This is a genomic window from Arthrobacter sp. 35W (assembly GCF_000482545.1).
In the GTDB taxonomy this organism is placed as follows: Bacteria; Actinomycetota; Actinomycetes; order Actinomycetales; family Micrococcaceae; genus Specibacter.
In genome coordinates, this window is the sequence record NZ_KI519454.1 from 625,825 (window position 1) to 651,841 (window position 26,017).

29 protein-coding genes are annotated in these 26,017 nt (G+C 67.5%); 24 read left to right on the plus strand and 5 right to left on the minus strand.

Annotated elements, in window-relative coordinates; genetic code table 11:
• Positions 1–3 precede the first annotated feature (3 nt).
• The 3 genes from pgsA to K254_RS0102650 all read left to right on the plus strand — a co-directional run bounded on the left by pgsA (position 4) and on the right by K254_RS0102650 (position 1,699).
• Positions 4–630 (plus strand): CDP-diacylglycerol--glycerol-3-phosphate 3-phosphatidyltransferase, encoded by a 627-nt coding sequence (gene pgsA / locus K254_RS21390; RefSeq protein ID WP_035748919.1) that lies wholly within the window; start codon positions 4–6, stop codon positions 628–630.
• A gap of 9 nt (positions 631–639) precedes the next feature.
• Complete coding sequence (locus K254_RS21395; RefSeq protein ID WP_035748921.1) at positions 640–1,134, plus strand: CinA family protein; 495 nt, start codon at positions 640–642, stop codon at positions 1,132–1,134.
• A 124-nt stretch (positions 1,135–1,258) separates the two neighbouring features.
• Positions 1,259–1,699, plus strand: coding sequence for a helix-turn-helix domain-containing protein (locus K254_RS0102650; RefSeq protein WP_026554077.1), 441 nt, complete (start codon positions 1,259–1,261; stop codon positions 1,697–1,699).
• Between the two features lie 97 nt (positions 1,700–1,796).
• Here K254_RS0102650 and K254_RS21400 read toward each other — a convergent pair whose 3' ends face one another.
• On the minus strand, positions 1,797–2,369 hold the full coding sequence (locus tag K254_RS21400) for a MarR family winged helix-turn-helix transcriptional regulator (protein ID WP_081709845.1): 573 nt from the start codon (positions 2,367–2,369) through the stop codon (positions 1,797–1,799).
• A 42-nt stretch (positions 2,370–2,411) separates the two neighbouring features.
• Here K254_RS21400 and K254_RS0102660 point away from each other — a divergent pair, with 42 nt between their 5' ends.
• From K254_RS0102660 to dapF, 7 genes are all read left to right on the plus strand, one after another.
• On the plus strand, positions 2,412–2,633 hold the full coding sequence (locus tag K254_RS0102660; protein WP_026554078.1) for a DUF3046 domain-containing protein: 222 nt from the start codon (positions 2,412–2,414) through the stop codon (positions 2,631–2,633).
• A 285-nt stretch (positions 2,634–2,918) separates the two neighbouring features.
• The gene (gene recA, locus K254_RS0102665) at positions 2,919–3,971 is read left to right on the plus strand and encodes a recombinase RecA (RefSeq protein ID WP_026554079.1); all 1,053 of its coding nucleotides are present in this window, start codon (positions 2,919–2,921) and stop codon (positions 3,969–3,971) included.
• A 42-nt stretch (positions 3,972–4,013) separates the two neighbouring features.
• Positions 4,014–4,544, plus strand: a complete 531-nt coding sequence (locus K254_RS0102670) for a regulatory protein RecX (protein ID WP_051388715.1) — start codon at positions 4,014–4,016, stop codon at positions 4,542–4,544.
• A 70-nt stretch (positions 4,545–4,614) separates the two neighbouring features.
• On the plus strand, positions 4,615–5,961 hold the full coding sequence (locus tag K254_RS0102675; protein WP_231391724.1) for a coiled-coil domain-containing protein: 1,347 nt from the start codon (positions 4,615–4,617) through the stop codon (positions 5,959–5,961).
• A gap of 127 nt (positions 5,962–6,088) precedes the next feature.
• The gene (gene miaB / locus K254_RS0102680; protein ID WP_026554082.1) at positions 6,089–7,663 is read left to right on the plus strand and encodes a tRNA (N6-isopentenyl adenosine(37)-C2)-methylthiotransferase MiaB; all 1,575 of its coding nucleotides are present in this window, start codon (positions 6,089–6,091) and stop codon (positions 7,661–7,663) included.
• 11 nt (positions 7,664–7,674) lie between these two features.
• Entirely contained in the window at positions 7,675–8,631 is a 957-nt protein-coding gene (gene miaA, locus K254_RS0102685; protein WP_051388718.1) for a tRNA (adenosine(37)-N6)-dimethylallyltransferase MiaA, read from the plus strand.
• Between the two features lie 56 nt (positions 8,632–8,687).
• Positions 8,688–9,623 carry a diaminopimelate epimerase gene (gene dapF, locus K254_RS0102690; protein WP_026554084.1) on the plus strand — a complete coding sequence of 312 codons (936 nt, stop codon included), beginning with the start codon at positions 8,688–8,690 and terminating at the stop codon, positions 9,621–9,623.
• 76 nt (positions 9,624–9,699) lie between these two features.
• On the opposite strand, the gene K254_RS0102695 is transcribed toward dapF, so the two are convergent.
• Positions 9,700–10,329 (minus strand): class I SAM-dependent methyltransferase, encoded by a 630-nt coding sequence (locus K254_RS0102695; protein WP_026554085.1) that lies wholly within the window; start codon positions 10,327–10,329, stop codon positions 9,700–9,702.
• A 333-nt stretch (positions 10,330–10,662) separates the two neighbouring features.
• On the opposite strand from K254_RS0102695, the gene hflX reads away from it, so the two are divergent.
• Both hflX and K254_RS0102705 read left to right on the plus strand, forming a co-directional pair.
• A complete protein-coding gene (hflX, locus tag K254_RS21405; protein WP_035749460.1) occupies positions 10,663–12,297 on the plus strand; it encodes a GTPase HflX in 1,635 nt (544 codons plus the stop codon).
• Complete coding sequence (locus tag K254_RS0102705) at positions 12,290–14,344, plus strand: ATP-dependent DNA helicase (protein ID WP_026554086.1); 2,055 nt, start codon at positions 12,290–12,292, stop codon at positions 14,342–14,344. The genes hflX and K254_RS0102705 overlap by 8 nt, the downstream gene beginning before the upstream one ends.
• Before the next feature lie 157 nt (positions 14,345–14,501).
• Here the strand turns inward: K254_RS0102705 and lexA are convergent, their stop codons facing one another.
• Positions 14,502–15,245 carry a transcriptional repressor LexA gene (gene lexA, locus K254_RS0102710; RefSeq protein WP_051388720.1) on the minus strand — a complete coding sequence of 248 codons (744 nt, stop codon included), beginning with the start codon at positions 15,243–15,245 and terminating at the stop codon, positions 14,502–14,504.
• A 318-nt stretch (positions 15,246–15,563) separates the two neighbouring features.
• Here lexA and K254_RS0102715 point away from each other — a divergent pair, with 318 nt between their 5' ends.
• From K254_RS0102715 to K254_RS0102750, 8 genes are all read left to right on the plus strand, one after another.
• Positions 15,564–15,893, plus strand: coding sequence for a LysM peptidoglycan-binding domain-containing protein (locus tag K254_RS0102715; protein WP_026554088.1), 330 nt, complete (start codon positions 15,564–15,566; stop codon positions 15,891–15,893).
• Between the two features lie 117 nt (positions 15,894–16,010).
• The gene (locus tag K254_RS0102720) at positions 16,011–17,108 is read left to right on the plus strand and encodes a histidinol-phosphate transaminase (RefSeq protein ID WP_026554089.1); all 1,098 of its coding nucleotides are present in this window, start codon (positions 16,011–16,013) and stop codon (positions 17,106–17,108) included.
• Positions 17,109–17,256: 148 nt separating this feature from the next.
• Positions 17,257–17,877 carry an imidazoleglycerol-phosphate dehydratase HisB gene (gene hisB / locus K254_RS0102725; protein WP_026554090.1) on the plus strand — a complete coding sequence of 207 codons (621 nt, stop codon included), beginning with the start codon at positions 17,257–17,259 and terminating at the stop codon, positions 17,875–17,877.
• Complete coding sequence (gene hisH / locus K254_RS0102730; RefSeq protein ID WP_026554091.1) at positions 17,874–18,587, plus strand: imidazole glycerol phosphate synthase subunit HisH; 714 nt, start codon at positions 17,874–17,876, stop codon at positions 18,585–18,587. Before hisB ends, hisH begins: the two co-directional genes overlap by 4 nt.
• On the plus strand, positions 18,588–18,746 hold the full coding sequence (locus tag K254_RS25875; RefSeq protein ID WP_196810857.1) for a hypothetical protein: 159 nt from the start codon (positions 18,588–18,590) through the stop codon (positions 18,744–18,746).
• Between the two features lie 43 nt (positions 18,747–18,789).
• A complete protein-coding gene (gene priA, locus K254_RS0102740; RefSeq protein ID WP_026554092.1) occupies positions 18,790–19,533 on the plus strand; it encodes a bifunctional 1-(5-phosphoribosyl)-5-((5-phosphoribosylamino)methylideneamino)imidazole-4-carboxamide isomerase/phosphoribosylanthranilate isomerase PriA in 744 nt (247 codons plus the stop codon).
• A 4-nt stretch (positions 19,534–19,537) separates the two neighbouring features.
• The gene (locus K254_RS0102745; RefSeq protein ID WP_026554093.1) at positions 19,538–20,452 is read left to right on the plus strand and encodes an SseB family protein; all 915 of its coding nucleotides are present in this window, start codon (positions 19,538–19,540) and stop codon (positions 20,450–20,452) included.
• 51 nt (positions 20,453–20,503) lie between these two features.
• A complete protein-coding gene (locus K254_RS0102750; RefSeq protein WP_026554094.1) occupies positions 20,504–21,823 on the plus strand; it encodes an MFS transporter in 1,320 nt (439 codons plus the stop codon).
• A 91-nt stretch (positions 21,824–21,914) separates the two neighbouring features.
• On the opposite strand, the gene K254_RS0102755 is transcribed toward K254_RS0102750, so the two are convergent.
• Complete coding sequence (locus K254_RS0102755) at positions 21,915–22,232, minus strand: DUF1844 domain-containing protein (RefSeq protein ID WP_442853050.1); 318 nt, start codon at positions 22,230–22,232, stop codon at positions 21,915–21,917.
• Positions 22,233–22,680: 448 nt separating this feature from the next.
• Here K254_RS0102755 and infC point away from each other — a divergent pair, with 448 nt between their 5' ends.
• The 4 genes from infC (at position 22,681) to K254_RS0102775 (ending at position 25,505) form a co-directional block, all read left to right on the plus strand.
• The gene (gene infC / locus K254_RS0102760) at positions 22,681–23,730 is read left to right on the plus strand and encodes a translation initiation factor IF-3 (RefSeq protein ID WP_026554096.1); all 1,050 of its coding nucleotides are present in this window, start codon (positions 22,681–22,683) and stop codon (positions 23,728–23,730) included.
• 105 nt (positions 23,731–23,835) lie between these two features.
• A complete protein-coding gene (gene rpmI, locus K254_RS0102765; RefSeq protein ID WP_026554097.1) occupies positions 23,836–24,030 on the plus strand; it encodes a 50S ribosomal protein L35 in 195 nt (64 codons plus the stop codon).
• A gap of 101 nt (positions 24,031–24,131) precedes the next feature.
• The gene (gene rplT / locus K254_RS0102770; RefSeq protein WP_026554098.1) at positions 24,132–24,515 is read left to right on the plus strand and encodes a 50S ribosomal protein L20; all 384 of its coding nucleotides are present in this window, start codon (positions 24,132–24,134) and stop codon (positions 24,513–24,515) included.
• Between the two features lie 84 nt (positions 24,516–24,599).
• The gene (locus K254_RS0102775) at positions 24,600–25,505 is read left to right on the plus strand and encodes a TrmH family RNA methyltransferase (RefSeq protein ID WP_026554099.1); all 906 of its coding nucleotides are present in this window, start codon (positions 24,600–24,602) and stop codon (positions 25,503–25,505) included.
• 145 nt (positions 25,506–25,650) lie between these two features.
• Here the strand turns inward: K254_RS0102775 and K254_RS0102780 are convergent, their stop codons facing one another.
• Positions 25,651–25,986 (minus strand): YnfA family protein, encoded by a 336-nt coding sequence (locus tag K254_RS0102780; protein WP_026554100.1) that lies wholly within the window; start codon positions 25,984–25,986, stop codon positions 25,651–25,653.
• Between the last annotated feature and the right edge of the window lie 31 nt (positions 25,987–26,017).

Here is a 26,017-nt window from a genome sequence, read left to right on the forward strand (position 1 = left end):
GGGGTGAATGAATCGAGCGTGCCCGCCACGCAGCTGTGGAATCTGCCCAACGCCCTGACCATGCTGCGCATCGTTTTGGTGCCGTTCTTCATCTGGTTCTTCGTTGCCGATGACGGCGACTTTGGCCCTTGGCGCTGGGCGGCGGTGCTCGCCTTCGCCGTCGCGATCTACACGGACAAGCTCGACGGCGACATCGCCCGCAGCCGCGGCCAGATCACCAACTTCGGCAAGATTGCCGATCCCATCGCGGACAAGCTGCTGATCGGCTCGGCCCTGGTCCTGCTCTCAATCGTGGGGGAGCTGTGGTGGTGGGTGACCATCCTGATGCTGGTGCGCGAGCTGGGCATTACCCTGCTGCGTTTCGTGGTGATCCGCTACGGTGTCATTCCGGCCTCGCGCGGCGGGAAGCTGAAGACGGTGCTGCAGACGGTGGCGATCTTCGTCTACCTGCTGCCGTGGACGCCGGCACTGCCGTGGCTGTCCATCCTGGCCCTGGTCGTCATGCTGGTGGCGCTGGCCGTGACCCTGGTGACAGGCGTCGACTACATCGTCCAGGCCATGCGCCTGCGCACGGCCGGCAGATCAGCTGCGGGTGGGCCGTCCGCCGGTCCGGATGCGGCCGGAAGGTAGGACCCGGAGATGACAGTGCCCCGCAATCTGCCCATGCTCGTTGCCGAGGCCGTGGCCGCCGGCATGACGGTGGCCACGGCCGAGTCGCTGACCGGTGGCATGGTCGCCGCCACCCTCGTCCAGGTCCCAGGAGCCTCCGGCATGCTGCAGGGCGGTGTGGTGGCCTATCAGAACGAGATCAAGACGGCGGTGCTGGGCGTCGACCCTGAACTGCTGGAAGCCAACGGCGCCGTGGATGCCCAGGTGGCGCGCCAGATGGCGCTGGGGGCCTGCCGGATCATGGGCGCGCGCGTGGGAATCTCCACCACCGGCGTTGCGGGACCGGAGCCGCACGGCGGTAAACTGGTGGGCAGCGTTTTCATCGGCGTCGCGCTGGACGGCGAGGCCCAGGCCTATGAATACCACTTCGACGGGGACCGTGCGCTGGTGCGCCAGCAGGCCTGTGACGAAGCACTCTCGCTGCTTGGCCAAGTGGTTGTGGCAGCTCGGGAACAAAATTTATGACCCAATAGTTACTCATAGTGAGCGCAGTCGCCCCATCCAGTCCTAGGATGGTGTGACCAAGCGCCACCGCCGCGACGGAGCACCGCCGCGGTTTCGCAAGACAAGAGGGAGCAAGGCGATACAGATGGTGAAGCAACCCGTATCCGTAAACGGCGTAGTGCGCTGGCGGGATGTGGGTTTGGCAGATGAGGCAAAACACGAGCAGAAGGAGCGCAAGATGGTGGTTCTACGCCACGAAATTGGAGACGTTCTGCGGGATGTCCGCCAGCGTCAAGGCCGTACCCTCCGTGAAGTCTCACACAATGCACGCGTATCACTGGGCTACCTCAGCGAAGTGGAACGTGGACAGAAGGAAGCCTCTTCGGAGCTGCTGTCCTCGATCTGCTCCGCCCTTGACGTCCCCTTGTCCATGATGCTCCGCGAAGTCAGCGACCGCCTGGCGGTCGCCGAAGGCGTGGCAGTGCCGGACACCGTGCCGCAGGAATTCTCGGCACGCTATGGCCGCGATCTGGGCGAGGAACTCTCGGAAGAACTGCGCAAGGGCATGATGACCAGCGCGGTCTAACGGGCAACTATTTTTCATATCGACACGGCTGCGGCCGGCCACCTCTGGTGGCCGGCCGCAGCCGCGCTTTTGTCTTCTTGTGGCGTTGCCGCCCGGGCTATTTGCCTGCCGCGTGGGCCTCGGCAGGACCGAAGTCCTGCTCGTAGTCCTGGTTGAGCTTGGCGATCAGGGAGGCAAACTGCTCCAGTTCCGCCGTCGACCAATCCGCAAGACGTGCGTGCAGAGCCGTCTTGCGGGCCTGGTGCACCGAGCGCAGGCGGGCCTGCCCCTGCTCGGTCAAGAGGATGGACTGGGCGCGGCCATCACTGGGATCGGCCTCCTTGCGCACCAGCCCGATCTGCTCCAGGAAGGCAATCTGACGGCTGACGGACGGCTTGCCCACGCCGATGCAGGCCGCCAGATCGGTCAACCGCATCGCTCCATTGCGGACCAGCACCATCAGCAGGCCGTAGGCTGCTGGCTCCAGCTCAGGGTGGACCTTGCGGGCGAGGTTTTGGTTGATGGCCCGGCCGCGGCGCCACATCACACCCAGCTGCTCCTCCACCGCATCAATGGCGGCCTCGGCATCTGCCTCGACTTCAGCCTCGGCTTCGACTTCGGGGGAGAGCGGTGCTGCGGTGCCGGACTCTGCGGAACGGCCACCGGGGGACGCGGATGCGGGGGAGGTCATGGTCCAAGTTTAGGGCCGGGCCCACCATGAGAGACTTGGGCTGTGCGAGTCAGTGATTTTTGGCGGTTGATGGATGACGAGTTCGGCTCCGGGTACTCCCGTGTGCTGGCCCGCGACTTGGTGTTGGCTGGAGCCGGCGGACGGACGGCGTTGGAGGCCCTCGGCGCAGGCATTGAGCCGCGCCGCATCTGGCTGGCCGTCTGCGACCTCCAGGATGTCCCCGCCAACCGCCGCCTGGGCCGGGACGTGGCCCCGCGCCCGTAGCCGGCAGCCTGGCCGGTGCCGCCGGCGTGCACCCGCGTTTGCCCGCTCCGGTGAACCAACGTGGTGACACGGCGAAGAATTATTCGAATATCTATTCGGATCGTTGTAGTCTTTAAAGTGGTGCTCATGGCCCGAATTATCCACAGGACGCACGATGCCGCTCGTTTTGTCAGTGGCCTCCGCTAGCGTCGTATGTACATAGACCACCAGCCGTGCAGACTCCACCCACCGGGGCGGGGACCGCGGCCAGCCAGCAATGGCGCAGATGAAAGACCGAGGTGAATCATGGCCGCTCCCGCAGATCGTGAAAAGGCGCTTGCTGCCGCTCTGGCGCAGATCGACAAGCAGTTCGGCAAGGGCTCCATCATGCGACTGGGCGATGAAGTCCGCGCACCGATCGAGGTCATCCCTACGGGCTCGATCGCGCTGGACGTGGCCCTGGGCATTGGCGGACTGCCGCGCGGCCGCGTGGTGGAGATCTACGGTCCGGAATCCTCCGGTAAGACCACCGTGGCCCTGCACGCCGTTGCCAATGCGCAAAAGGCCGGCGGCATCGCGGCATTCATCGACGCCGAGCACGCCCTGGACCCGGACTACGCCGCCAAGCTGGGCGTGGATGTCGATGCCCTGCTGGTCTCCCAGCCGGACACCGGCGAGCAGGCCCTGGAAATCATGGACATGCTGATTGGCTCCGGTTCGCTGGACATCGTGGTCATTGACTCCGTCGCGGCCCTGGTGCCTCGTGCGGAAATCGAAGGCGAGATGGGTGACAGCCACGTTGGTCTGCAGGCCCGTCTGATGAGCCAGGCGCTGCGCAAGATCACCGGCCGCCTGAGCCAGACCAAGACCACAGCCATCTTCATCAACCAGCTGCGCGAGAAGATTGGTGTGTTCTTCGGCAGCCCGGAAACCACCACCGGTGGAAAGGCGCTGAAGTTCTACGCCTCCATCCGCATCGACGTCCGCCGCATCCAGACGCTGAAGGAGGGTGCGGAGTCCGTGGGAAACCGCACCAAGGCCAAGATCGTCAAGAACAAGATGGCGCCGCCCTTCAAGATCGCCGAGTTCGACATCATCTACGGCCATGGCATTTCCCGCGAGGGCGGCATCATCGACATGGGTGTGGAGCACGGCCTCATCAAGAAGTCCGGCTCCTGGTACACATACGACGGCGACCAGCTGGGCCAGGGCATGGAGAACTCGCGGCGCTTCCTCAAGGACAACCCTGAGCTCGCCGAGGAACTTGAGCGCCTGATCAAGGCCAAGCTGGGCGTCGGTGTTGCCCCGGCCGAGCCGGAGGCCAAGGAGCCCAAGCTCAAGGCCGTGGACGGCTTCTAGGCCGCCCCGTCCCACCACAGATCCGCACCGAAGGAAGCCATCATGTCGGGACGACGACCCGCCCCCGAACTTGATCCCGATGCTGATCCGGCTGCCGTGGCACGAGCCATCGTGCTGCGGCAGCTGACCAGTTCCGCCAAGAGCCGGCACCAGCTGGCGGCCAAGCTTGCCGAACGCCACGTCCCGGAGGACTTGGCCGAGGCAGTGCTGGACCGTTTTGAGGACGTCGGCCTGATCAATGACGCCGAGTTCGCCCAGATGTGGGTCCGCAGCAGGTCGCAGACCCGCCATCTGGCCCGCGGTGCCCTGGTCCGCGAACTCGCCGACAAGGGCATCGACTCGGACATGGCGGCCGAGGCCCTCGAACAGGTGAGCGACGCGGACGAGGCTGCCGCCGCGTCGTCCCTGGTGCGGCGCAAGCTGCGGCCATCCATGAACCTTGCGGACCGTGGCGAACGGGACAAGCACGTCCGCCGGTTGGTGGCCATGCTCGCCCGCAAGGGCTACTCGCCCTCCATGGCCTTTGCCATCGTCAACGTCGAGATCGGCGATTGGCTCGAGTCCACCGACTGACCCCGCGCTTGCGGTGGTCCCGCACGTCAGGCTGGCCGCCCGGGTACCCACGGGCTATGCTGGGCCGCATATGGTCTCGCTAACTTCACGATTCATGCCCACCGGCCGCCCCGCAGTGGTGGCCGGGTCTTTTGCTGCCTCCGTGCTGATTGCCCTGTCGCTGCTGTCCGCCGTACCGGCGACCGCCGCGGACGATGCGCCACCCAGCGGCTATCCCACGTGGGCGGAAGTGCAGGCCGCGAAATCAAGTGAAGCCACCACCACGGCCGCGGTGGCCCGCATCAACTCCCTGCTGGACGGGCTCAGTGCACAATCGGCTGACCTGGGCGACAAGGCCGTGACGGCGGGCGCGGAGTATGCGAAGACCAGCCAGGCCCTGGACTCCGCCGTAGTCCGCGAAGAGAAACTCAACGCCGAAGTGGGCCGGGCCAACGCGGTGGTGGAACAGTACCGCAAGCAGACCGGCGCGCTGGCAGCCCAAACCTACAAATCCGGCGGTTCCGCGGCCGGCATGCTGGCTGGCATCTCTGCGCTCAGCAGTGAGAACGGCCTCGCCGGCTTGGACATCCTCAATGTGGTCACCAGCAAGACCGCTTCGCTCTACAACGAGGCGTCGTCCTCGCGGAATATTGCCCAGGCCCTGACCAGCCAGCAGCAGGCTGCCCGTGCGGAGCGCGAACGACTGGCCGCAACGGCCAAGGCCAGCCTGGAATCGGCCGTCGCGGCGCGCAATGCCGTCGCTGCCCAGATCGAAACGGAGCAGAAGCAGAGCTCCCTGTTGACCGAGCAATTGGCCACGCTGAAAAACACCACTGTGGCCGTGGAACAGCAGTTCCGCCAGGGCCAGACGGCCCAGGCCAACTATGAGGCGGCGCAGGCTGCAAAGGCCGCGGCCGCCGAAAAGGTGCGCCAGGATGCCGCCGCGGCAGCGGCGGCGGCGGGCGGTTCGTCCGGCGGCAGCACCGGCGGCGGAAACTCCTCAGGTTCGGGCGGCGGCTCATCCGGTGGCGGCAGCAACAACCCGGCGCCCGCGCCGGTGGACCCGGATCCGGGCGACGGCTACATCCCCGTGGACGTGCTGCTCCCCAACATCCCCGGCAACTACGTCAACGACCCCGCCGGCGCCCAGGCCTATGCCTCCGCGCAGCTGGGCTCCCACGGTTGGGGCCAGGAGCAGTTCCAGTGCCTCTACAAACTGTGGATGCGCGAGTCGACGTGGCGGACCAACGCCACCAATCCCTACAGCGGTGCCTACGGCATTGCCCAGGCCCTGCTGCCGAGCAAGTATGGCGAGGCCGGCGCTGACTGGCTCACCAACTACCGCACGCAGGTCAATTGGGGCCTGCGCTACATCGCCAACCGCTACGGGTCGCCCTGCGGTGCCTGGGCCCATTCCGAGTCCGTCGGCTGGTACTAGCCGGCCCAACTGAGTGACAGCTATCTCACGTTTCCGGCACCGGAACGTGTCACAACTGTCACCCAGTTGGGGCGCGGGGGAGCGGGCCGGTTACGGGGGAGCGGTGGCGAGGTCTTAAGCTTGTGGGATGAGCTTGACCATTGACGCCGTCGACCCGTCCGCCTCCGCCACCGAGCCAAGGCAGCGCACCTACCAGGTGCGCACCTTTGGCTGCCAGATGAACGTCCACGATTCGGAGCGGATGGCCGGCCTGCTGGAGGCCGCGGGGCTGGTGCCGATGGCCGACGCCGGCACGGAGCCCGCCGGCGGCGCGGCCGGCGCCCAGCCCGACGTCGTCGTCTTCAACACCTGTGCCGTGCGCGAAAACGCCGACAACAAGCTCTATGGCAATCTGGGCATGCTGCGTCCGGTCAAGGATGCCAATCCCGGCATGCAGATTGCCGTGGGCGGCTGCCTGGCCCAGAAGGACCGCGACACAATCCTGAAGAAGGCGCCGTGGGTCGACGTCGTCTTCGGCACCCACAATGTCGGCGCGCTGCCCACCCTGCTGGAGCGGGCCCGGCACAACAATGACGCGCAGCTGGAGATCCTTGAATCGCTGGACGTCTTCCCCTCCACCCTGCCCACCAAGCGCGATTCCGTGTACGCCGGCTGGGTCAGCATCTCCGTGGGCTGCAACAACACCTGCACCTTCTGCATCGTGCCGTCCCTGCGCGGCAAGGAGCGGGACCGCCGCCCCGGCGAGATCCTGGCCGAGATCCAGGCTCTGGTGGACGACGGCGCCATCGAGGTCACGCTGCTGGGCCAGAACGTGAATTCGTACGGCGTGGAGTTCGGCGACAAGCTGGCCTTCAGCAAGCTGCTGCGCGCCTGTGGCGAGATCGAGGGGCTGGAGCGCGTGCGCTTCACCAGCCCGCACCCGGCCGCGTTCACCGACGATGTCATCGACGCCATGGCCGAGACGCACAATGTGATGCCGCAGCTGCACATGCCGCTGCAGTCGGGCTCGGACAAGGTCCTCAAGGACATGCGCCGCTCCTACCGCTCCACCAAGTTCCTGGGCATCCTGGACAAGGTCCGCGGGAAGATGCCGCATGCCGCCATTTCCACCGACATCATCGTCGGCTTCCCCGGCGAGACCGAGGAGGATTTCCAGGCCACCCTGGACGTCGTTGAGAAGTCCCGCTTCGCGACCGCCTTCACCTTCCAGTACTCCAAGCGCCCCGGCACCCCCGCGGCGGATCTGCCGGACCAGCTGCCCAAGGCCGTGGTGCAGGAGCGCTTTGAGCGCCTCACCGCGCTGCAGGACCGCATGGCCGCCGAGGAAAACGCCAAGCAGGTGGGCCGCAAGGTGGAGGTCATGGTCACCGCCCAGTCCGGGCGCAAGGCCGCCGAGACGCACCGCCTCACCGGCCGCGCCCAGGACCAGCGCCTGGTGCACTTCAGCGTGCCCGACGGCGCCCGGGCCCCGCGCCCGGGCGATCTGGTCACCGTAACCATCACCGAGGCCGCCGCCTTCCACCTGGTGGCGGATCCGGCCACGGCCGCGGACTACAGCCTGCGCCGCTCGCGCGCCGGAGACGCCTGGGACCGTGCCCAGGCCGAGTCCTGCGGCGTCCCGACGCCCGGCGCCGGCACCGCCTCCGGTGGGAAGAAGGCCGTGTCCCTGGGCATGCCCGTGCTGCCCGTCCGCACCGCGTGAGGGCTGGCTCCATGAGTGCCGCCCCCGGGGGCGGGCGCGCTGGGACGGGAGCTGCCCGCCTGCCGGTGGTCGCCGTCGTCGGCCCCACCGGTTCCGGCAAATCCGAACTGAGCCTCGCCCTGGCGCAGGCGTTGGATGGGGAGGTCATCAACGCCGACTCCATGCAGTTCTACCGCGGCATGGACATCGGCACGGCCAAACTCCCCGTGGCAGAGCGCCGCGGCATTGCGCACCACCTGATGGATTTCCTGGACGTCACCGAGGACACCACCGTGGCCGCCTTCCAGTCCATGGCCCGCGCCGCCATGGCGGACATCCGCTCCCGGGGCCGGGTGCCGATCCTCGTCGGTGGCTCCGGCCTCTACAACCGTGCCGTGCTCGACGTTTTGGAGTTTCCCGGCACCGACGCCGGAGTCCGCGCGGAACTTGAGGCCGAGCTTGAGGCCCAGGGGCTTGCCGTGCTGCATGCGCGGCTGGCCGCAGTGGATCCGCTCTCCGCCGGCCGCATCAGTGATGGCAAGCGCGTGGTGCGGGCGCTGGAGGTGCACCGGCTCACCGGGCGCGCCTTCAGCTCCTTCATGCCCGAGCGGGAGTACTTCCAGCCGGCACTGCAGATCGGCCTGGATCTGGACCGCGCCCAGCTGCACGAGAGGCTGGCGGCCCGCGTGCACCGGATGGTCGACGACGGATTGGCCGGCGAGGTCGAGCATCTGGCGGCGCACGGGCTCCGCGAGGGGCGCACCGCGCACCGGGCGCTGGGCTACCAGCAGTTCCTGCGCGTACTCGACGGCGAGAGCACCGTGGAGCGGGCCAGCGAGGAGACCATCATCGCCACCCGCCAATTCGCCCGCCGGCAGATCACCTGGTTCCGTGCGGACCCGCGCGTCGCCTGGTTCGATGCCCTGCGCCCGGACCTGTCCGCGGCCGTGCTCGACGCCGTCGTGCGGGCCACCGGGCACCAGCCCTGAGCCGAAGACCGGCATCCGGGAACAGCCGCCCAGCGCCGGTGCCGTAGGCTTGAACCATGACCGCTGAGACGCTTTCGACCACCCTTTCAAACCTGTCCGGACTGCCCTTTTCCAAGGGCCACGGCACTGGGAATGACTTTGTGCTGGTGGCCGATCCCGACGACGTGCACCACATCAGCCCGGAGCAGGTTGCGGCCCTGTGCGACAGGCACCGCGGCATCGGCGCCGATGGCCTGATCCGCGCCGTCCGCTCCAAGGACCTGCCCGAGGGCGCGGCCCTGCTGGAGACCGAACCGGCCGCGGAGTGGTTCATGGACTACCGCAACGGCGACGGCTCCCTCTCCGAGATGTGCGGCAACGGCGTGCGCGTTTTTGTGCACTTCCTGCTGGAGCAGAACCTTGTGGACCTGGCTCCCGGCGGGACTCTGGTCATCGGCACCCGTGGCGGCGTGAAGAAGATCGTCCGCACCCTTGCGGGCTACGCGGTGGACATGGGCCCGTGGGAGTTCATCTTCCCCGAGGCCGCCGAGGAGCGTGGCATGGATTCGCTGGTGACGGCGCGTGGATTGGACGTTGCCCGTCCGGCCGTGTCGATCAGCATGGGCAACCCGCACACGGTGGTGGCCCTGGCCCACGCCGGCGAGCTGGAGCAGACGGACCTCACCATCGCTCCGAAGGTTGATCCGCTGCCCGTCAATGGCACCAATGTTGAGTTCGCCGTCCCGGCCGAGCCCCTGGTCACTGACGGCATTGCGGAGATCACGATGCGCGTGCACGAGCGTGGTGTGGGGGAGACCCTCTCCTGCGGCACGGGGGCCTGCGCGGCCGCGGCCGCCACGCGTTTTTGGGCCGGCGAGACGGCACCGAACGATTGGCGCGTCAACGTACCCGGCGGCGTCGTCGGCGTGAAATTCTTCCCGGGTGCCAACGGCGCCGAGCATGTTGAACTGAGCGGCCCGGCCGTCATCGTCGCCCACGGCACCATCGCCTAGCAAAACAAAACCAGGTGGCAGTTATCGCACGTTTTCGCGATGAAAATGTGTCACAACTGTCACCTAGTTGGGTCGGCTAGAGGGCGGGGCGGGCCACCTTCAGAATGCGGAAGGCCTTGTTGGTGCTGTCCCGGCTGACCTTCAGGCGCAGCGCGGGGAACTGTGCGGCCAGCTCGATGTCCAGCCAGCGCTGGAGCGAGTCCGAGCCCAGGTTCTTCTGGACCACCAGGTACGCGGTGCCGCCCGGAGCCAGCCGCGGCAGCCACTTCAGCAGCAGCGAATGCAGCTCGTCCTTGCCCACGCGGATCGGCGGGTTGGACCAAATCGTATTGAACTCCAGGGCATCGTCGACGTCGTCGGGCAGGCTCGCCGTGACATTGTCCAGCCCCAGCGCGGCGGCGTTGTCCTTGGTCAGAGCGATCGCGCGTTCGTTGACATCCACCGCGTAGACACGGGCATGCGGGGCGCGCAGCGCCAGGGCGAGCGCAATCGGACCCCAGCCGCAGCCGATGTCCAGCAGGTTGCCCTGCGGGGAGGGCGGCGGCGCCTCGCCAAGGAGGATGGCCGTGCCCTTGTCGATGTTGTCGGGGCTGAAGATGCCCCCGGAGGTCTGCAGATTCCGCGGCGCGCCGGCAAGGACAACCTGCAACGGCCGGCGTTTTTCCGGCACGGACGGCTGGGAGCTGAAGTAATGTTCGGAGGCCATAGTCCTGCCAGATTAGACGCATGGTGCGGGAAATGTAATCAAGGCACGCCTAAGTGGGTCCACCGCTCCTGCTAGGATTGAGGCATGAAGAATCTGTGATGAGCCCGCCCTGCTGCACGTTGAGTGAACTCCGTGCCGCCAGCGCCGCTCCACGCCCCTTGGATCCATCAGTGGATCCTGCGCACTCTTCACCAGGCCCCTGCTTCGGTCAAACACCGCACCCGGGTCCAGACAAGGAACTCCATGACCCCGCATAATCCCTCCACCGTTGTGCCCGCAGATGCTGTCGGTGCGCAGGACTACCATAAGAAGGACCATTCGCTGAAGGAGACTATGACCAACGCACATGCAGCCCAAGACCCCCGCGACCCGCAGGGTGGTGCGGCCTCGGACGCTGCAGACATGAGCCCCGCCGAAATCCAGGCCGTGGTGGACCGCATCCTGGCCAAGGATGCCGGCGCCACGGCGCACGCAGCCCGCACCGCTGCGGACCGCCTGGAAGCCGCCGATCCGGAGTCGATTCCGGCCGGCCGCAGCCACGTGGTGGGCAGGGCCCAGGCCCTGGCCGCCCAGGGCAGCGAACACAGTCTGTTCGACGGCGCCCAGGAGGACCTGCAGGAGCGCCGCGCCCTGCGCCGCGTCGCCGGGCTCTCCACCGAGCTCGAGGACGTCACCGAGGTCGAGTACCGCCAGCTGCGTCTGGAGCGCGTGGTGCTTGCCGGGTTGTGGAGCGAGGGCACGCTGGCCGATGCCGAAAACTCCCTGCTGGAGCTCGCAGCACTGGCCGAGACGGCCGGCTCCGAGGTTCTGGACGGCCTGGTGCAGCGCCGCCAGAAGCCCGACGCCGGAACGTACCTGGGTTCGGGCAAGGCCATGGAGCTGAAGGACATTGTCTCCGCCACCGGCGCCGACACCGTGGTGGTCGACGGCGAGCTGTCGCCCTCCCAGCGCCGTGGCCTGGAGGACATTGTCAAGGTCAAGGTCATCGACCGCACGGCCCTGATTCTGGACATCTTCGCCCAGCATGCCAAGTCCCGTGAGGGCAAGGCGCAGGTGGAGCTGGCCCAGATGGAATACCTGCTCCCGCGTCTGCGCGGTTGGGGCGAGTCCATGTCCCGCCAGGCCGGTGGCCGGGTGGGCGCCGCCGGTGGCGGCATCGGCTCGCGCGGCCCCGGTGAAACCAAGATGGAGCTGGACCGGCGCAAGATCCGCACCCGGATGGCGAAGCTGCGCCGGGAGATCGCGGCCATGAAGCCGGCCCGCGAGACCAAGCGGGCCAACCGCAAGCGCAACGCCGTGCCGTCGGTGGCCATTGCCGGCTACACCAACGCCGGCAAGTCCTCGCTGCTCAACCGCCTCACCCATGCCGGCGTGCTGGTGGAGAACGCCCTGTTCGCCACCCTTGACCCGACGGTCCGCAAGACGGAGACGGCGGACGGCCTGGGCTACACACTGGCCGACACCGTGGGCTTCGTCCGCTCCCTCCCCACCCAGCTGGTGGAGGCCTTCCGCTCCACGTTGGAAGAGGTGGCCGATGCGGATCTGATCCTGCACGTGGTGGACGCCTCGCATCCGGATCCGGAGGGCCAGATTGCCGCCGTCCGCCAGGTGTTTGCCGAGGTCGACGCGCGCAAGGTGCCGGAGATCATCGTGCTCAACAAGGCGGACGCCGCCGATCCCTTCGTGATCGAACGCCTGCGCCAGAAGGAGCCCCGCAATGTGGTGGTTTCCGCACGCACCGGTGCCGGCCTGGATGAGCTGCTGCAGGCCATCAGCGATGCCATTCCGCGCCCCGGCGTCCAGCTGGAACTGCTGATTCCCTACGACCGCGGAGATCTGCTGAGCAAGCTGCACCAGAGCGACGCGGAGATCCTGGCCCTGGAGCACCAGGAGTCGGGCACCCACGCGACGGTCAAGGTGCGCGAGGGCCTCGCCGCCGAATTGGAGCCGTTCGTTCTTCATGGCTGATCGAGTAGGAGGCACCATCGATTCCTCCGAGGCGGAGGGCCTGGCGCTGGAGCTGCTCGACGCGGCCGTTGAGGCCATGGGCGGGCAGCGCCGCGACGGCCAGCATGAAATGGTCAAGCAGGTGGTCAAGTCCATTGAAACGGGCGACCACCTGCTGGTCCAGGCCGGCACGGGAACGGGCAAGTCCTTGGCCTACCTGATCCCGCTGATCGCGCACTCGCTGGAAACCAACAAGCCGTCCCTGGTGGCCACCGCCACGCTGGCCCTGCAGGCCCAGATCGTCAACCGCGATCTGCCGCGCCTGCTGGAGGCCATCGCGCCGCTGCTGCCGCGCCCCGTCAAGGTGGCGCTGGTCAAGGGCCGCAGCAACTATGTCTGCCGGCACAAGCTTGAGGGCGGGTTCCCCTCCGAGGAGCCCAGCGAAGGGCAGCTGTTTTCCCTGGGCGAGGACACCTCCGTGGTGCACCTGCCCGGCAGCCTCACCGGCCCCGGCACGCAGTTGGGCCGCGAAGTGGTCCGGCTGCGCGAGTGGGCCGAGGACACCGACACGGGCGACAGGGATGAACTGATGCCCGGCGTCAGCGACAGGGCCTGGCGACAGGTCTCGGTGACCAGCATGGAGTGCTTGGGGGCGCAGAAGTGCCCCATGGCCGAGGCCTGCTTCTCCGAGCTGGCCCGTGCCCGCGGCGCCGAGGCGGACGTCATCGTCACCAACCACGCGATGCTGGCCATCAGCGCCTTCGAAGGCCTTGCTGTGCTGCCGGAGTACGACGTCGTCGTGGTCGATGAGGCGCACGAGCTCCAGGACCGCGTCACAGGAGCCGTCACGGGCCAGCTGTCCGTGCAGATGGTCCATGTGGCGGCCTCCAGCGCGCGCAAGCACACGGCCATTTCCGTCGATGCCCTCACCACCGCCGCCACGGCGTTGGAGATGGCCCTCGAGGGCGTGCCGTCCGGCCTGCTGCCGCAGGGGCTGAACGAGGAGCAGGGCATGGCCCTGGACCAGCTCCGGGACGCCTGCCGCGCCGCCCTGTCCGATTCCAAGCCCGAGGGCAACGACGCGGCCGACGGCGGGCGGCAGATTGCCCGCTCGCGGCTGTCGCTGATCCTGGAACTCTGTGAACGACTGCTGGTCTCCGCCGAGGCCCGCGAGGTGGTCTGGGTTTCGCGCCAGAGCACCTTCAACCCGCAGGCCGGATACCAGGCCCCGGACGAATCCTCGCCGGCCCTGTTGAACGTTGCTCCGCTGAGCGTGGCGGGCAAGCTGCGGGAGGGGCTCTTCGAGGGCCATACCGTGGTGCTGACCTCCGCCACCTTGGCCATCGGCGCGGCCTTCGAACACACGGCCGGCGGGCTGGGCCTGGTCGGCAACGGCGCGCCGTCGTGGACCGGCGTCGACGTCGGTTCCCCCTTCGACTACCCGCGGCAGGGCATGCTCTATGTGGCGGCCCACCTGGAAAAGCCGGGCCGCGGAACCTCGCCGGAGCAGTTGGACGAGCTGGAGGCGCTCATCAAGGCCGCCGGCGGCGGGACGCTGGCGCTGTTCTCCTCCCGGCGTGCCGCGGAGGATGCGGCCGAGGCCATGCGCAAGCGCCTTGGCGTGGAGATCCTGTGCCAGGGGGAGTCCTCGATGGCGGCGCTGATCAAACAGTTCGAGTCCGAGCCGGACACCTGCCTCTTTGGCACCATGTCCCTGTGGCAGGGTGTTGACGTGCAGGGCAGCTCCTGCCGGCTGGTGGTCATCGACCGCATCCCCTTCCCGCGCCCGGATGATCCGCTGATGACGGCGCGCACCCGTGCTGTGGCTGCGGCGGGCGGCAACGGATTTATGACTGTCTCCGCGACCCATGCCGCCGTCCGGCTGGCGCAGGGGGCGGGCCGGTTGATCCGCTCCACGGCCGACAAGGGCGTGGTGGCGGTGCTTGATTCACGGCTGGCCAACGCCCGCTACGGGGGATTCCTGCGGGCGGCCCTGCCTCCGTTCTGGGCGACCACCGACAGGTCCCTGGTGATCGACGCCCTGGGCCGGCTGGCCAAGGCGGACTGACCCGCCGGTAGAGCGGCCCGCCGGGCCCCGTGGCCCCGCCATGCAACGACAAAGCCCTGCGGCCTCAATGGCCGCAGGGCTTTTGTTGTGGAACAGCCGTGCTGAAACGCGGAAGGCGCGGTGGAATGCGCCGTCCCCGGGGCCGGACGCCCGGGTTCTAGATGCTCCGCAGGACGGAGACCACCTTGCCCATCACCGTGGCGTGGTCGCCCAGGATGGGCTCGTAGCGGGTGTTCTGCGGCAGCAGCCAGGTGTGGCCGTCGCGCTGGCGGAAGGTCTTGACAGTGGCCTCGTCATCCAGCAGGGCAGCGACGATGTCGCCATTGGCGGCCGTGTTCTGCCGGCGGACGACCACCCAGTCGCCGTCGCAGATGGCGGCGTCGATCATGGAGTCGCCGGCCACCTTCAGCATGAAAAGCTCGCCGTGGCCCACCAGTGAACGGGGCAGGGGCATGACGTCCTCCACCACCTGGTCGGCCAGGATCGGGCCACCGGCGGCAATCCGGCCCACCAGGGGGACCAGTGCCGTGTCCTGGGCGCTGCCGAGCTCGGCCATGTTCAGCCCGTTGGCTCCGCGAAGGTCCCGGGGGGAGGGGACGCCCTCGATGTGGGGCAGGCCGTAGTCGAGCGTCAACGGGATGAGGACCTCCATGGCCCGGGGGCGCTTGGGGTCGCGGCGCAGGTAGCCCATCTTCTCCAGCTGGCTCAGCTGGTGGGTGACGCTGGAGAGGCTGGCCAGCCCGACGACGTCGCCGATCTCGCGCATGGAGGGCGGGTAGCCCTTGTCCGAGATGGACCGCTGGATGCACTCGAGGATTTTCTTCTGGCGCACGGTGAGACCCTTGAGGCCCTGCCGGCTCGCGGGGTTCCCGCTGTGGAGGATGAATTCCGGACCAGGCATGGTGCTGACCTTCCCGCTGCTTGTCAATATGGAGCACGGCCTGCGGGGCCGGCGTTTCGGGAGCTGCAGACCCAATGTCAGTGGCCTCTGGTGGACTACTGCTTGTTCGGCAAATCCCTTGGTTCAACGGTAGGCCAGCGCAGGGCGGATTTCAAACATTTGTTCTAGCGATTCTTGGCAAGCTTCGTCAATTAGTGCTAAAACTAGAACTCAAGCATTCGAACACATGTTCTAACCGCGTGTACTAATCAATTGTTCCGATGCAGCAGCCAGCCCCGTCAAGCGGGGCTGCAGTATTCGAAGTGAAAGGTGAATGCCATGAGCTCCACGAATGAACTTCCTCCTCTGCGGTTGACCCGCCGGGGCCGTCTGGTCCTGATCTGGCTCCCGCTGGCCCTGGTGGCGATCAGCCTGCTCGCCGCGGCAGCTCTGTTCTCCACCCCGGCCAAGGCCGCCACGGGATCGGAGCCCATTGACTACGCCACCACCGTCACGGTGCTGTCCGGGGAGACGCTGTGGTCGATTGCCATCGAGGCCGACTCCAGCCGCGACACCCGCGACGTTGTCGCCGACATTGTCGAATTGAACGGGCTCTCCAGCTCCGTGGTGCAGCCGGGCCAGCGCCTGTTCGTCCCCAACGCGGCATAGCACCACAGCACCATTCCCCGCCCCACGGGCAGCAACAATGCAGTAATAGAGGGTCACGGAGCCTGCAGAAGGCACCGGCGGTTCGCCCACCGCGTCCACTGGACTTAAAGTGGAAGGGTGAACCAGCTAGAGCGCCTGAACCAATTGCCCCTTCGCGACGATCTCCGAGGGCAGCATCCGTACGGCGCCCCGCAGCTGGATGTTCCCATCCTGCTCAACGTCAACGAGAACACCCATGGTGTTCCGGCCGACGCCAAGGAAGCCATCCTGAAGGCTGTCGAAGATGTGCTCGATGGTTTGAACCGATACCCGGACCGGGAATTCACCGAATTGCGCACCGCCCTGGCGGCCTACCTTGGCCATGGGCTCACCTTGGACAACCTGTGGGCGGCCAATGGCTCCAACGAGGTCCTTCAGCACCTGCTGCAGGCCTTCGGCGGCCCCGGCCGGTCCGCAATGGGCTTCCCTCCCACGTACTCCATGTACCCGCTGCTGGCATCCGGCACCGGCACCGCCTACACCGCCGGCCGCCGCAAGGATGATTTCTCCCTCAGCGCTGCAGATGCCGCCGAGCAGGTCCGCGCCGCTGCGCCGAACGTCGTGTTCCTGTGCTCACCGAACAACCCCACCGGAACGGCCCTGGGCCTGGATGTCGTGGAGGCCGTCTACGAGGCCGGCGAGGCGAGCCAGGCCATCATCATCGTGGACGAGGCCTATGCCGAGTTCGCCCACGACGGCACGCCCAGTGCGCTGAGCCTGCTGCCGGGGCGGCCGCGCCTGGTGGTCTCGCGCACCATGAGCAAGGCCTTTGCCCTGGCCGGAGCCCGGTTGGGCTACCTGGCCGCCGCCCCGGAGGTTGCCGATGCCCTGCGGCTGGTGCGCCTGCCGTACCACCTCTCGGCGATCACCCAGGCGACGGCCGTGGCCGCCCTGCGCAATTCGGATTCCCTGCTGGCCAACGTCGAAGACATCAAGCTCCAGCGCGACCGCATTGTCACAGGCCTCACCGAGCTGGGGCTGGACCCGGCGCCGTCGGACTCCAACTTCGTCTTCTTTGGCGGGCTCGAGAATCCGCATGCCGTCTGGGAGGGCCTGCTGGCCGCCGGGGTGTTGATCCGCGACGTCGGCATCCCCGGACATCTGCGGGTGACCGCCGGCACCGAGTCCGAGACCACTGCGTTCCTGGATGCCCTCGCCGCACTGCTGGGCCGCTAGCCCAAACCCCGTGGCCAACGATCCCAAGGCCGCTCCGCTGTCCAACCTCTTCTAGACTGGTAGTGGACACGTGGCGGCGCATGGGAGCCCGCCGGGCGCAGGTTGCAACCCTGCCGCCCACAACACCGCAATCAAAGGACTTCCTTTCATGACCGAGAACGCCCAGAGCGCAGGGCGCACCGCCCGCCTGGAACGCAGCACCAGCGAGTCCTCCGTGCTGGTGGAGATCAACCTGGACGGCACAGGCGTGTCCTCCATTGACACCTCCGTGCCGTTCTACGACCACATGCTCACGGCCCTGTCCAAGCACTCCCTAATCGACCTCACGGTCAAGGCCACCGGCGACACGCACATCGATGCCCACCACACGGTGGAGGATGTGGCCATCACCTTCGGCGAGGCCCTGCGCATCGCCCTGGGCAACAAGGCCGGCATCCGCCGCTTCGGCGAGGCCACCGTGCCGCTGGACGAGGCGCTGGCCAACGCCGTCGTCGACGTCTCCGGACGCCCCTACCTGGTGCACGGCGGCGAGCCGGCCGGCCAGGAATACCACCTGATCGGCGGCCACTTCACCGGCTCGCTGACCCGCCACGTGTTCGAGGCCATAACCTTGCACGCGCAGATCTGCCTGCACATGACAGTCATCGCCGGCCGGGATCCCCACCACATTGTGGAGGCACAGTTCAAGGCCTTCGCCCGCGCCCTGCGCTCGGCCATCGAGTCCGATCCGCGCGTCACCGGCATCCCCTCCACCAAGGGCAGCCTGTGAGCACCGAGCAGGCTCCGGCCGCAGAAGCCGCAGATGCAGCAGTCTCCCCGGAAGCCGCGGACAACCGTCCGAGTGTGACGGTGCTGGACTACGGATCGGGCAATGTCCGCTCCGCCGTCCGTGCCCTGGAACGCGCCGGCGCCGTCGTCACGCTGAGCTCCAAGCCCGATGACGTCCTCAACGCCGACGGTCTGGTGGTGCCCGGTGTGGGCGCCTTCGCCACGGTGATGAAGGAACTCAAGGATGTGGACGGCCTGCGCATGATCGGCCGCCGCGTCGCAGGAGGCCGCCCCGTGCTGGCCATCTGCGTGGGCCTGCAGGTCCTCTTCGATTCCGGCGTGGAGCACGGCATCTCGGCCGAAGGCATGGGGGAGTGGCCCGGCATCGTGGAGCCGCTGAAGGCCGAGGTGGTTCCGCACATGGGGTGGAACACCGTGGACGTCCCCGCCGGATCCATGCTCTTTGAGGGCGTCGAGGACGAGCGCTTCTACTTTGTGCACTCCTACGGTGTCCAGACCTGGGACTTCGATGTGGTCCAGCCGCTGATGAAGCCCCCGATGGTCACCTGGTCCAACCACGGTGGACCGTTCATTGCCGCCGTTGAGAACGGCCCGCTCTGCGCCACGCAGTTCCACCCGGAGAAGTCCGGCGACGCCGGGGCGCGGCTGCTGCGCAACTGGGTCACGTCGCTGCGCAAGGCGGCCGCCTAGATGTGGTCCGTCGTGCTCATGGGGCTCGCCGGTCTGTTGATCGGCGGCGCCTACACCTTCTTCCAGCAGAAGAAACCGCGCTGGGTGCCCATCAGTTTCGCCGTACTGGCCGTGATGGCCCTGGTGGCGGCGTACCTGCTGACGCTTCCGGCCAACTAACCTGCCCGCCCCTCCCGCTTCAAACGAACCGCCAAAGGACATCATGACCAGCACCAACGCCCCCATTCTGGAACTCCTGCCCGCCGTCGACGTGGTTGATGGCCAGGCCGTACGCCTGGTGCAGGGTGAGGCCGGCAGCGAGACCGGCTACGGCTCGCCGCTGGATGCTGCCATGGCCTGGCAGAACGACGGCGCCGAGTGGGTCCACCTGGTGGACCTGGACGCCGCCTTTGGCCGCGGCACCAATGCGCCGCTGCTGCGCGAGGTTGTGGCCGCCCTGAACATCAAGGTGGAGCTCTCCGGCGGCATCCGCGACGATGCCTCGCTCGAAGCCGCCCTGGAGCTGGGCGCCTCGCGCGTCAACCTCGGCACGGCAGCGCTGGAGAACCCCGAGTGGACCGCCCGCGCCATCGCGCGCTTTGGCGACAAGATCGCCGTCGGCCTGGACGTGCGCGGCACCACGCTGGCCGCCCGCGGCTGGACGAAGGACGGCGGGGACCTCTGGGAGGTGCTGGCCCGTTTGGAGGACGCCGGCTGCGCCCGCTACGTGGTCACCGACGTCACCAAGGACGGCACCCTGCGCGGACCGAACGTTGAGCTGCTGCGCGAAATGTGCGAGCGGACCTCCAAGCCCGTCGTCGCCTCCGGCGGCATCTCCAGCCTCGAGGACCTGCGCGTGCTGCGCGAGCTGGTTCCGGCCGGCGTCGAAGGCGCCATCGTGGGCAAGGCCCTCTACGCGGGCAAGTTCACGCTGCCCGAGGCCCTTGACGTGGCCGGACGCCGCTAACAACGTGGCACACGAGCACCCCTCGCGGGAACTTCCCGGACACATTGCGGCAGCCCTGGCCGGTGCCGGCGGGTCCACCGACTCCGCCGGCCAGCCCTGGGCAGGCCGGAATCTGCCCGCGGGGGAGAGCTACCACAACTTCGACGACGACGACGGCAGCCAGGACCCCGCCTACGCGGCGGCTCTGGACGCCCTCGCCGCCGGGACTGGCACGGAGGCCGGCGTCGTCGCCGCCCTGGCCCAGGCCCGGGTCTTTGTGCCGATCGTCGCCCAGCTGGCCGAAGCCGTGGTGGGGCCCGACGGCCTGGCCTCGGACAAGGAATCCGACATGGCCCTGGTGACGCTGCAGGCACCCGATGGGCGCACCACGCTTCCGGTGTTCTCCTCCGCCCAGGCGCTGTCCGACTGGCACGCAGAGGCGCGGCCGGTTGCCGTCTATGCGGCGCGCGCCGCGTTGTCCGCGGTGTCCGAACAGGCGGACCTGGTGGTTCTGGATCCGGGATCGGCCCGTCCCTTTGTGCTGCGCCGCCCGGCTGTCTGGGCACTGGCCCAGCAGCAGGAGTGGGTCCCCAGCTACGCCGATCCCGAGGTGGCCGCCGCCCTGGCGCAGTCCAAGGAGCTGGTGGGGGATCCGGCGCTGCTAAGCATTGCGGGCACCGCCTCGACGGGAATACAAACCATCTGGGACAATGTTATGGATCCCAATGGCACCGCCGTCCAAGGCGGGGGTGCCGGGCCCGAGCTGGTGGTTGACTTGACGCTGGCGCCGGGCCTGGACCAGGCGGCCGTGCAGCATCTGCTGGAGCGGTTGCAGGGCCATTGGTCCACCAACGATGGCTTTGCCCAGCGTGTGGACTCGATCCAGATCCGTCTCACGGCCTCCGAGCCGGCCACCACCCCGCAGCACCTGAAGCCGTAGCGGCGCCTTCCCTTTGGGCCGCACGGGATGCGGTGCAGAGAGAAGAGCGTTGTGAATTTTTCCCGCTACAGGGAAGTCCTTGGGCAATGGCCGGTGCTGCGGCTGATCCTGGTCGCCATGGTGGCCCGCATCCCGCATGCTGCGGCCGGTGTGGTGCTGACCCTGCATGTGGTCAACACCATGGACCTTGGCTACGGTGCCGCCGGCGGCGTGGCAGCTGCCGTCACCGTGGGCATGGCCCTGGGTGCGCCGTGGCGCGGCCGCCAGGTGGACGTTGTCGGCCTGCGCCGTGCCCTCATCCCCTCGGTGATTGCCGAGGTGGTGGTGTGGAGTGCCGCGCCATTCCTGAACTACCAGCTGCTGCTGCTGGCCGCCGCGGTGGGCGGTGCCTTTGCCGTGCCGATCTTCTCCGTGGTCCGCCAGGCCCTGGGCGTGATGGTCGCCACCAAGGACCGCCGAGTGGCCTACTCGCTGGATTCCATCGGCGCCGAGATCACCTTCATGATTGGCCCGGCCGCCGGCGTCCTGCTGGCCACCTCCATCGACACCCGTGCTGGCCTGATCCTGGTGGGTGCCGCTTCGGCGCTGGCCGGGGTGGCCCTGATGTGGTTCAACCCGCCCACCCGGACGGGCCAGCCCGGCGCCGTCCCGCAGGACGAGTCGTCTGCGTGGGGTGACGCCGACGGCGGAACGGCCAGAGAGGTCGACTCCTATGAAGAGCTGGCCCCCGTGGAAGCCATGGCCGGCCAATCCTCGGCATCCGGGTCCTACCTGGGCCGCGTGGTCCACAAGGCCCGCAGCAACTTTGGCTGGGTCACCGTGGCCGTGCTGGCCGTGCTGGGCGCCTCCGTGGGCGCCGGCCTGGTCCTCTCGGGCACCAATGTGGGCATGGTGGCGCTGTTGAACCTGCACGAACGGATCGACGACATCGGGCTGGTCTTTGTCTTCTGGTGCGGTGCCTCCGTGCTGGGTGGCATCATCTACGGTGCACTGCACCGGCCGGTGTCGCCGCTGATTCTGCTCGCGGCCATGGCCCTGCTGACCATTCCGATGGGATTCGCCACCGATGCCTGGACGCTGGGCCTGTTGTCCATCGCCCCCGGTCTGCTCTGCGCCCCGGTGCTGACGTCCAGCGCCGAGCAGGTGGCCGCCCTCGTGGAGGAAAAGCGCCGCGGCGAGGCCATGGGCTGGTACGGCTCGGCCATGACCCTCGGCAGTGCGGCGGGCTCGCCGCTGGCCGGGTTCATGATCGACAGCATCGGCCCCTGGGCCGGGTTCACCTTCATCGGCGCGCTGGCCACTGTGCTCGCCATCGTGGGGCTGGTGCTCAAGGGCATCCGGCGCCGGGCCGCGGAAGTGCCCGTGGCCTAAAGCATCCGCCCACGGCAAAGGCCGCGGCTCCAGCCCACCGATGGTGGGCTGGAGCCGCGGCCTTTTGTGTTGCTGCAGTGGTTCGATTGAGCTAGTTCACGGCTCCGGTGAATTTCTCGCCCGGGCCCTTGCCCGGAGCGTCGGGGAATTCGGAGGCTTCGCGGAAGGCGAGCTGCAGGGAGCGCAGGCCATCGCGCAGCGGTGCGGCGTGCTGGCTGCCGATCTCCGGGGCCGCGGCGGTGACGAAGCCGGCCAGGGCGGTGATCAGCTTGCGGGCCTCATCCAGATCCTTCAGCTCCTCGGCGTCGGGGCCGTGGGCCAGGCCGCACTTCACGGCTGCGGCGCTCATCAGGTGGACGGCCGCCGTCGTGATGACCTCAACGGCCGGCACTTCGGCGATGTCGCGCATCGCGGAGGCGGTCTGTGCCGACTCGGATTCCTGCTCTGCGGCAGCTTCCTCGAAGCTGTGGCGGGAGGCGGTGGCGGCTGGATTGTTCTCTGCGGTACTCATACTGCTAAGCTTGTCACAGACCGACTGAATGTCGTTATTTTCCTGTGTTCAACAGGCACCATGTGCCGGATGACACACGGAGGCGGCGTTCAGTTTGCAAGCGGAGTTCTCTCCCACCCGTCAGCCCGGATTCAACGGAGTTGGGCGGGTACCAGGTCGGGCGGCATCCCTTCGGGGCGTGCCGCGGCGCATCCCCCCGCGGATGGGCCTGACCGATCCTCAGAGGCCTTCGATTGCACCAGCAGTCGGAGGCCTTCTTCTTTTGCTGGTGGCAACCTTGGATCAATAGCTACAGGAGCTACACATTAGCGAGCCACGAATCAACGATCGCATCCGCGTCCCCGAGGTGCGGCTGGTAGGACCGGCAGGTGAACAGGTTGGGATCGTCCGTATTGAGGATGCTCTGCGTCTGGCCGCCGAGTCGGACCTGGATCTTGTTGAGGTAGCACCGCTGGCCAAGCCGCCGGTGTGCAAACTGATGGACTTCGGCAAGTACAAGTACGAAGCCGCCGTCAAGGCCCGTGAGGCCCGGAAGAACCAGACGAACACGGTTCTGAAGGAAATCCGCTTCCGCCTCAAGATTGACAAGCACGACTACGAGACGAAGACGGGCCACGCCCTGCGCTTCCTCGGTGCCGGTGACAAGGTCAAGGCCATGATCCAGTTCCGTGGCCGTGAGCAGCAGCGCCCCGAAATGGGCATCCGCCTGCTGCAGAAGTTTGCAGAAGACGTTGCCGAGGTTGGCGCCATCGAGTCCAGCCCGCGCATCGACGGCCGCAACATGGTCATGGTGATCGGTCCGCTGAAGAACAAGGCTGAAGCCAAGGCTGAAGCCCGCCGCGCACAGCAGCGTGCAGACGCCAAGGCCGAGAACGAGGCAGTTGCCGCAGGCAAGGCCCGCGTCGACGTTGACCGCGACAACAAGGCCCCGATGACCCAGTCGCTGGCCGACCTGCTGCCCGCAGGCCTGAGCCTCACGGAGCCCACCGCGGCCCCCGAGGTTGAGGTTGAAGCAGCAGTCGAGGCCGCACCGGTTGTCGAAGCCGCAGTGGTGGAGGCAGCCCCGGCCGCCGAGCCCGCCGTCGTTGTCCAGGCAGCTCCGGTTGTCGAGGCGCCCAAGGCCGAGGCCCCCAAGGCTCCGGTCAAGAAGGCCGCCGAGTCCAAGCCCGTTGTGGCCAAGGCTCCGGCTGCCGCACGGCCCGCCGTCGTCAAGGCCCCCGTTGCACCCAAGGCTGCGGCTCCGGCCAAGCCGGTGGCAGCCACGCCTGCAGCGGCCCCGAAGCCGATGGCAGCACCGAAGCCGGTGCCCATGCCGAAGCCGATGGCAAAGCCCGCCGCCAAGCCGGCTGCAGCCCCCAAGCCCGCAGTGCGGGTGAAGAAAGACTCAGCCGAGTAGGGCATCCGCCCTCCTGGCCGTGAAGTACCCCCGCCAGTGACCTCACCGGTCGCTGCACCCAGAACCACAGGCAGCGCCGGTGGATACGTAAGGAGACAGGTCCTCATGCCGAAAATGAAGACACACAGTGGAGCAAAGAAGCGCTTCAAGCTGACCGGTACCGGCAAGCTGCGCCGCCAGCAGGCCAACCGCCGCCACTACCTGGAGCACAAGTCCTCGCGCCTGACGCGTCGCCTTGCCGGTGACAAGATTGTCGCTCCCGCGGATGCACGCAACATCCGCAAGATGCTCGGCATCTAATTTCCCAGTCATTCGGATGCGCCGCCAACATGGTGGCAGCAACCAACTAAAGCCTTCTCAGGCATGCATGGCTTGGGATATGAACTTGAAGGAGTACGCACGTGGCACGTGTGAAGCGGGCGGTAAACGCCCACAAGAAGCGTCGGGTTATTCTTGAGCGCGCAAAGGGTTACCGCGGTCAGCGTTCGCGCCTGTACCGCAAGGCCAAGGAGCAGCTGCTCCACTCGTTCGTCTACAGCTACGGCGACCGCCGCAAGCGCAAGGGTGACTTCCGTCGCCTGTGGATCCAGCGCATCAACGCTGCATCCCGCGCCAACGGCCTGACCTACAACCGTCTGATCCAGGGCCTGAAGGCCGCTGAGATCGAGGTTGACCGCCGCATGCTGGCAGACCTGGCCGTCAACGACGCCACTGCCTTCGCAGGTCTGGTCAAGCTGGCCAAAGCTGCACTGCCGGCTGACACGTCCGCTCCGGCGGCCAAGTAGCATTACTGCCTTTCAGGCATAGTGCGGCAGGCGGCAGGGAATCTGATTTCCTGCTAGCGTGCACCGGACTGCTACAGTCCAAATATGAACGAAACCGGGCGCCCGCCAGTAGATGCAATGACCAATCCTCGAGCAGATCGAGTGAGGGATGTTGCCAAGCTGGCCGGGCGCTCGGTGCGTTTAAAGCGCCGCCAGTTCCTGGCCGAGGGTCCCCAGGCCGTGCGCGAGGCGCTGCTGGCCCATCGCGAGTCGATGACCGCCGGTGGCAGTCCCATTGTCACTGAGGTCTACGCTTCCTTGGAGTGCCTGAAGCGCTATCCCGAAATGCTGGAATTGGCCCACGACCACGCCAGCCGCCTGCACATCCGCGTGGCCAGCGAAATGGTGCTGGAAGCCATGACCGACACCGTCAGCCCGCAGGGCATCCTGGCCGTGTGCAACTTTGTGGACGTTCCCTTTGAGGCCGTGCTGGCCTCCAAGCCCAAGCTGGTGGCCGTGCTGGCCCGCGTCCAGGATCCGGGCAACGCGGGCACCGTCCTGCGTGCCGCCGACGCCGCCGGGGCAGACGCCGTCGTGCTCACCACCTCCAGCGTGGACATCTACAATTCCAAGGCCGTGCGCTCCACTGCCGGCTCGCTCTTCCACCTGCCCGTGGTGATCGGCGTGGACGCCGCCGACATCGTGGCCCAGTGCAAGGCCGCGGGGCTGGGTGTGCTCGCCGCAGATGGCTACGGCCACCTCAACCTGGACCTGCTGCAGGACGAAAGCGCCGCCCGCAGCTTCGACCAGGAGGTGCCGGACTCAGCCTATTCGCTGGAGGCGCCGACGGCGTGGCTGTTCGGCAATGAGGCCCAGGGCCTCTCCGACGCCGAACTCGAACTGGCGGACCACCGCGTTGCCGTGCCCGTCTATGGCTCCGCGGAGTCGCTGAACCTTGGCACCGCAGCCACGGTGTGCCTCTACGCCAGCGCCCGCGCCCAGCGCCGCTAGCCTTTCCCACACCACCACCACACCCCCGCGAAAGAGCACTTGGGGATAGTCCCGAGCGCCGGGACTATCCCCAAGTGCTCTTTCGCGGGTTTTTCTGCGGGGAATCGGGGGTGCGGACGACGGCGGGGCGTCGCCTGTGCGTTCTTTAGGCTGACCGCGGGGCGAACATGATGATGGCGACGCCGGCCAGGCAGACCACAGCGCCGGCGATGTCCCAGCGGTCAGGGCGGAAGCCGTCCATCACCACGCCCCACGCCAGTGATCCGGCGACGAACACTCCGCCGTAGGCTGCGAGGATGCGGCCAAAGTTCGCATCCGGCTGGAGCGTGGCGATGAAGCCGTAGGCACCCAGAACCACCACACCCATCCCCGCCCACCACCAGGGGCTCCCGTCCCGGACGGCCTTCCAGATCAGCCATGCCCCGCCAATCTCGGCTATGGCCGCGAGTACGAACAGGATGGAGGACTTCACAATCAGCATCCGTCCAGTATCGCTGCCGCATTCCACCTGG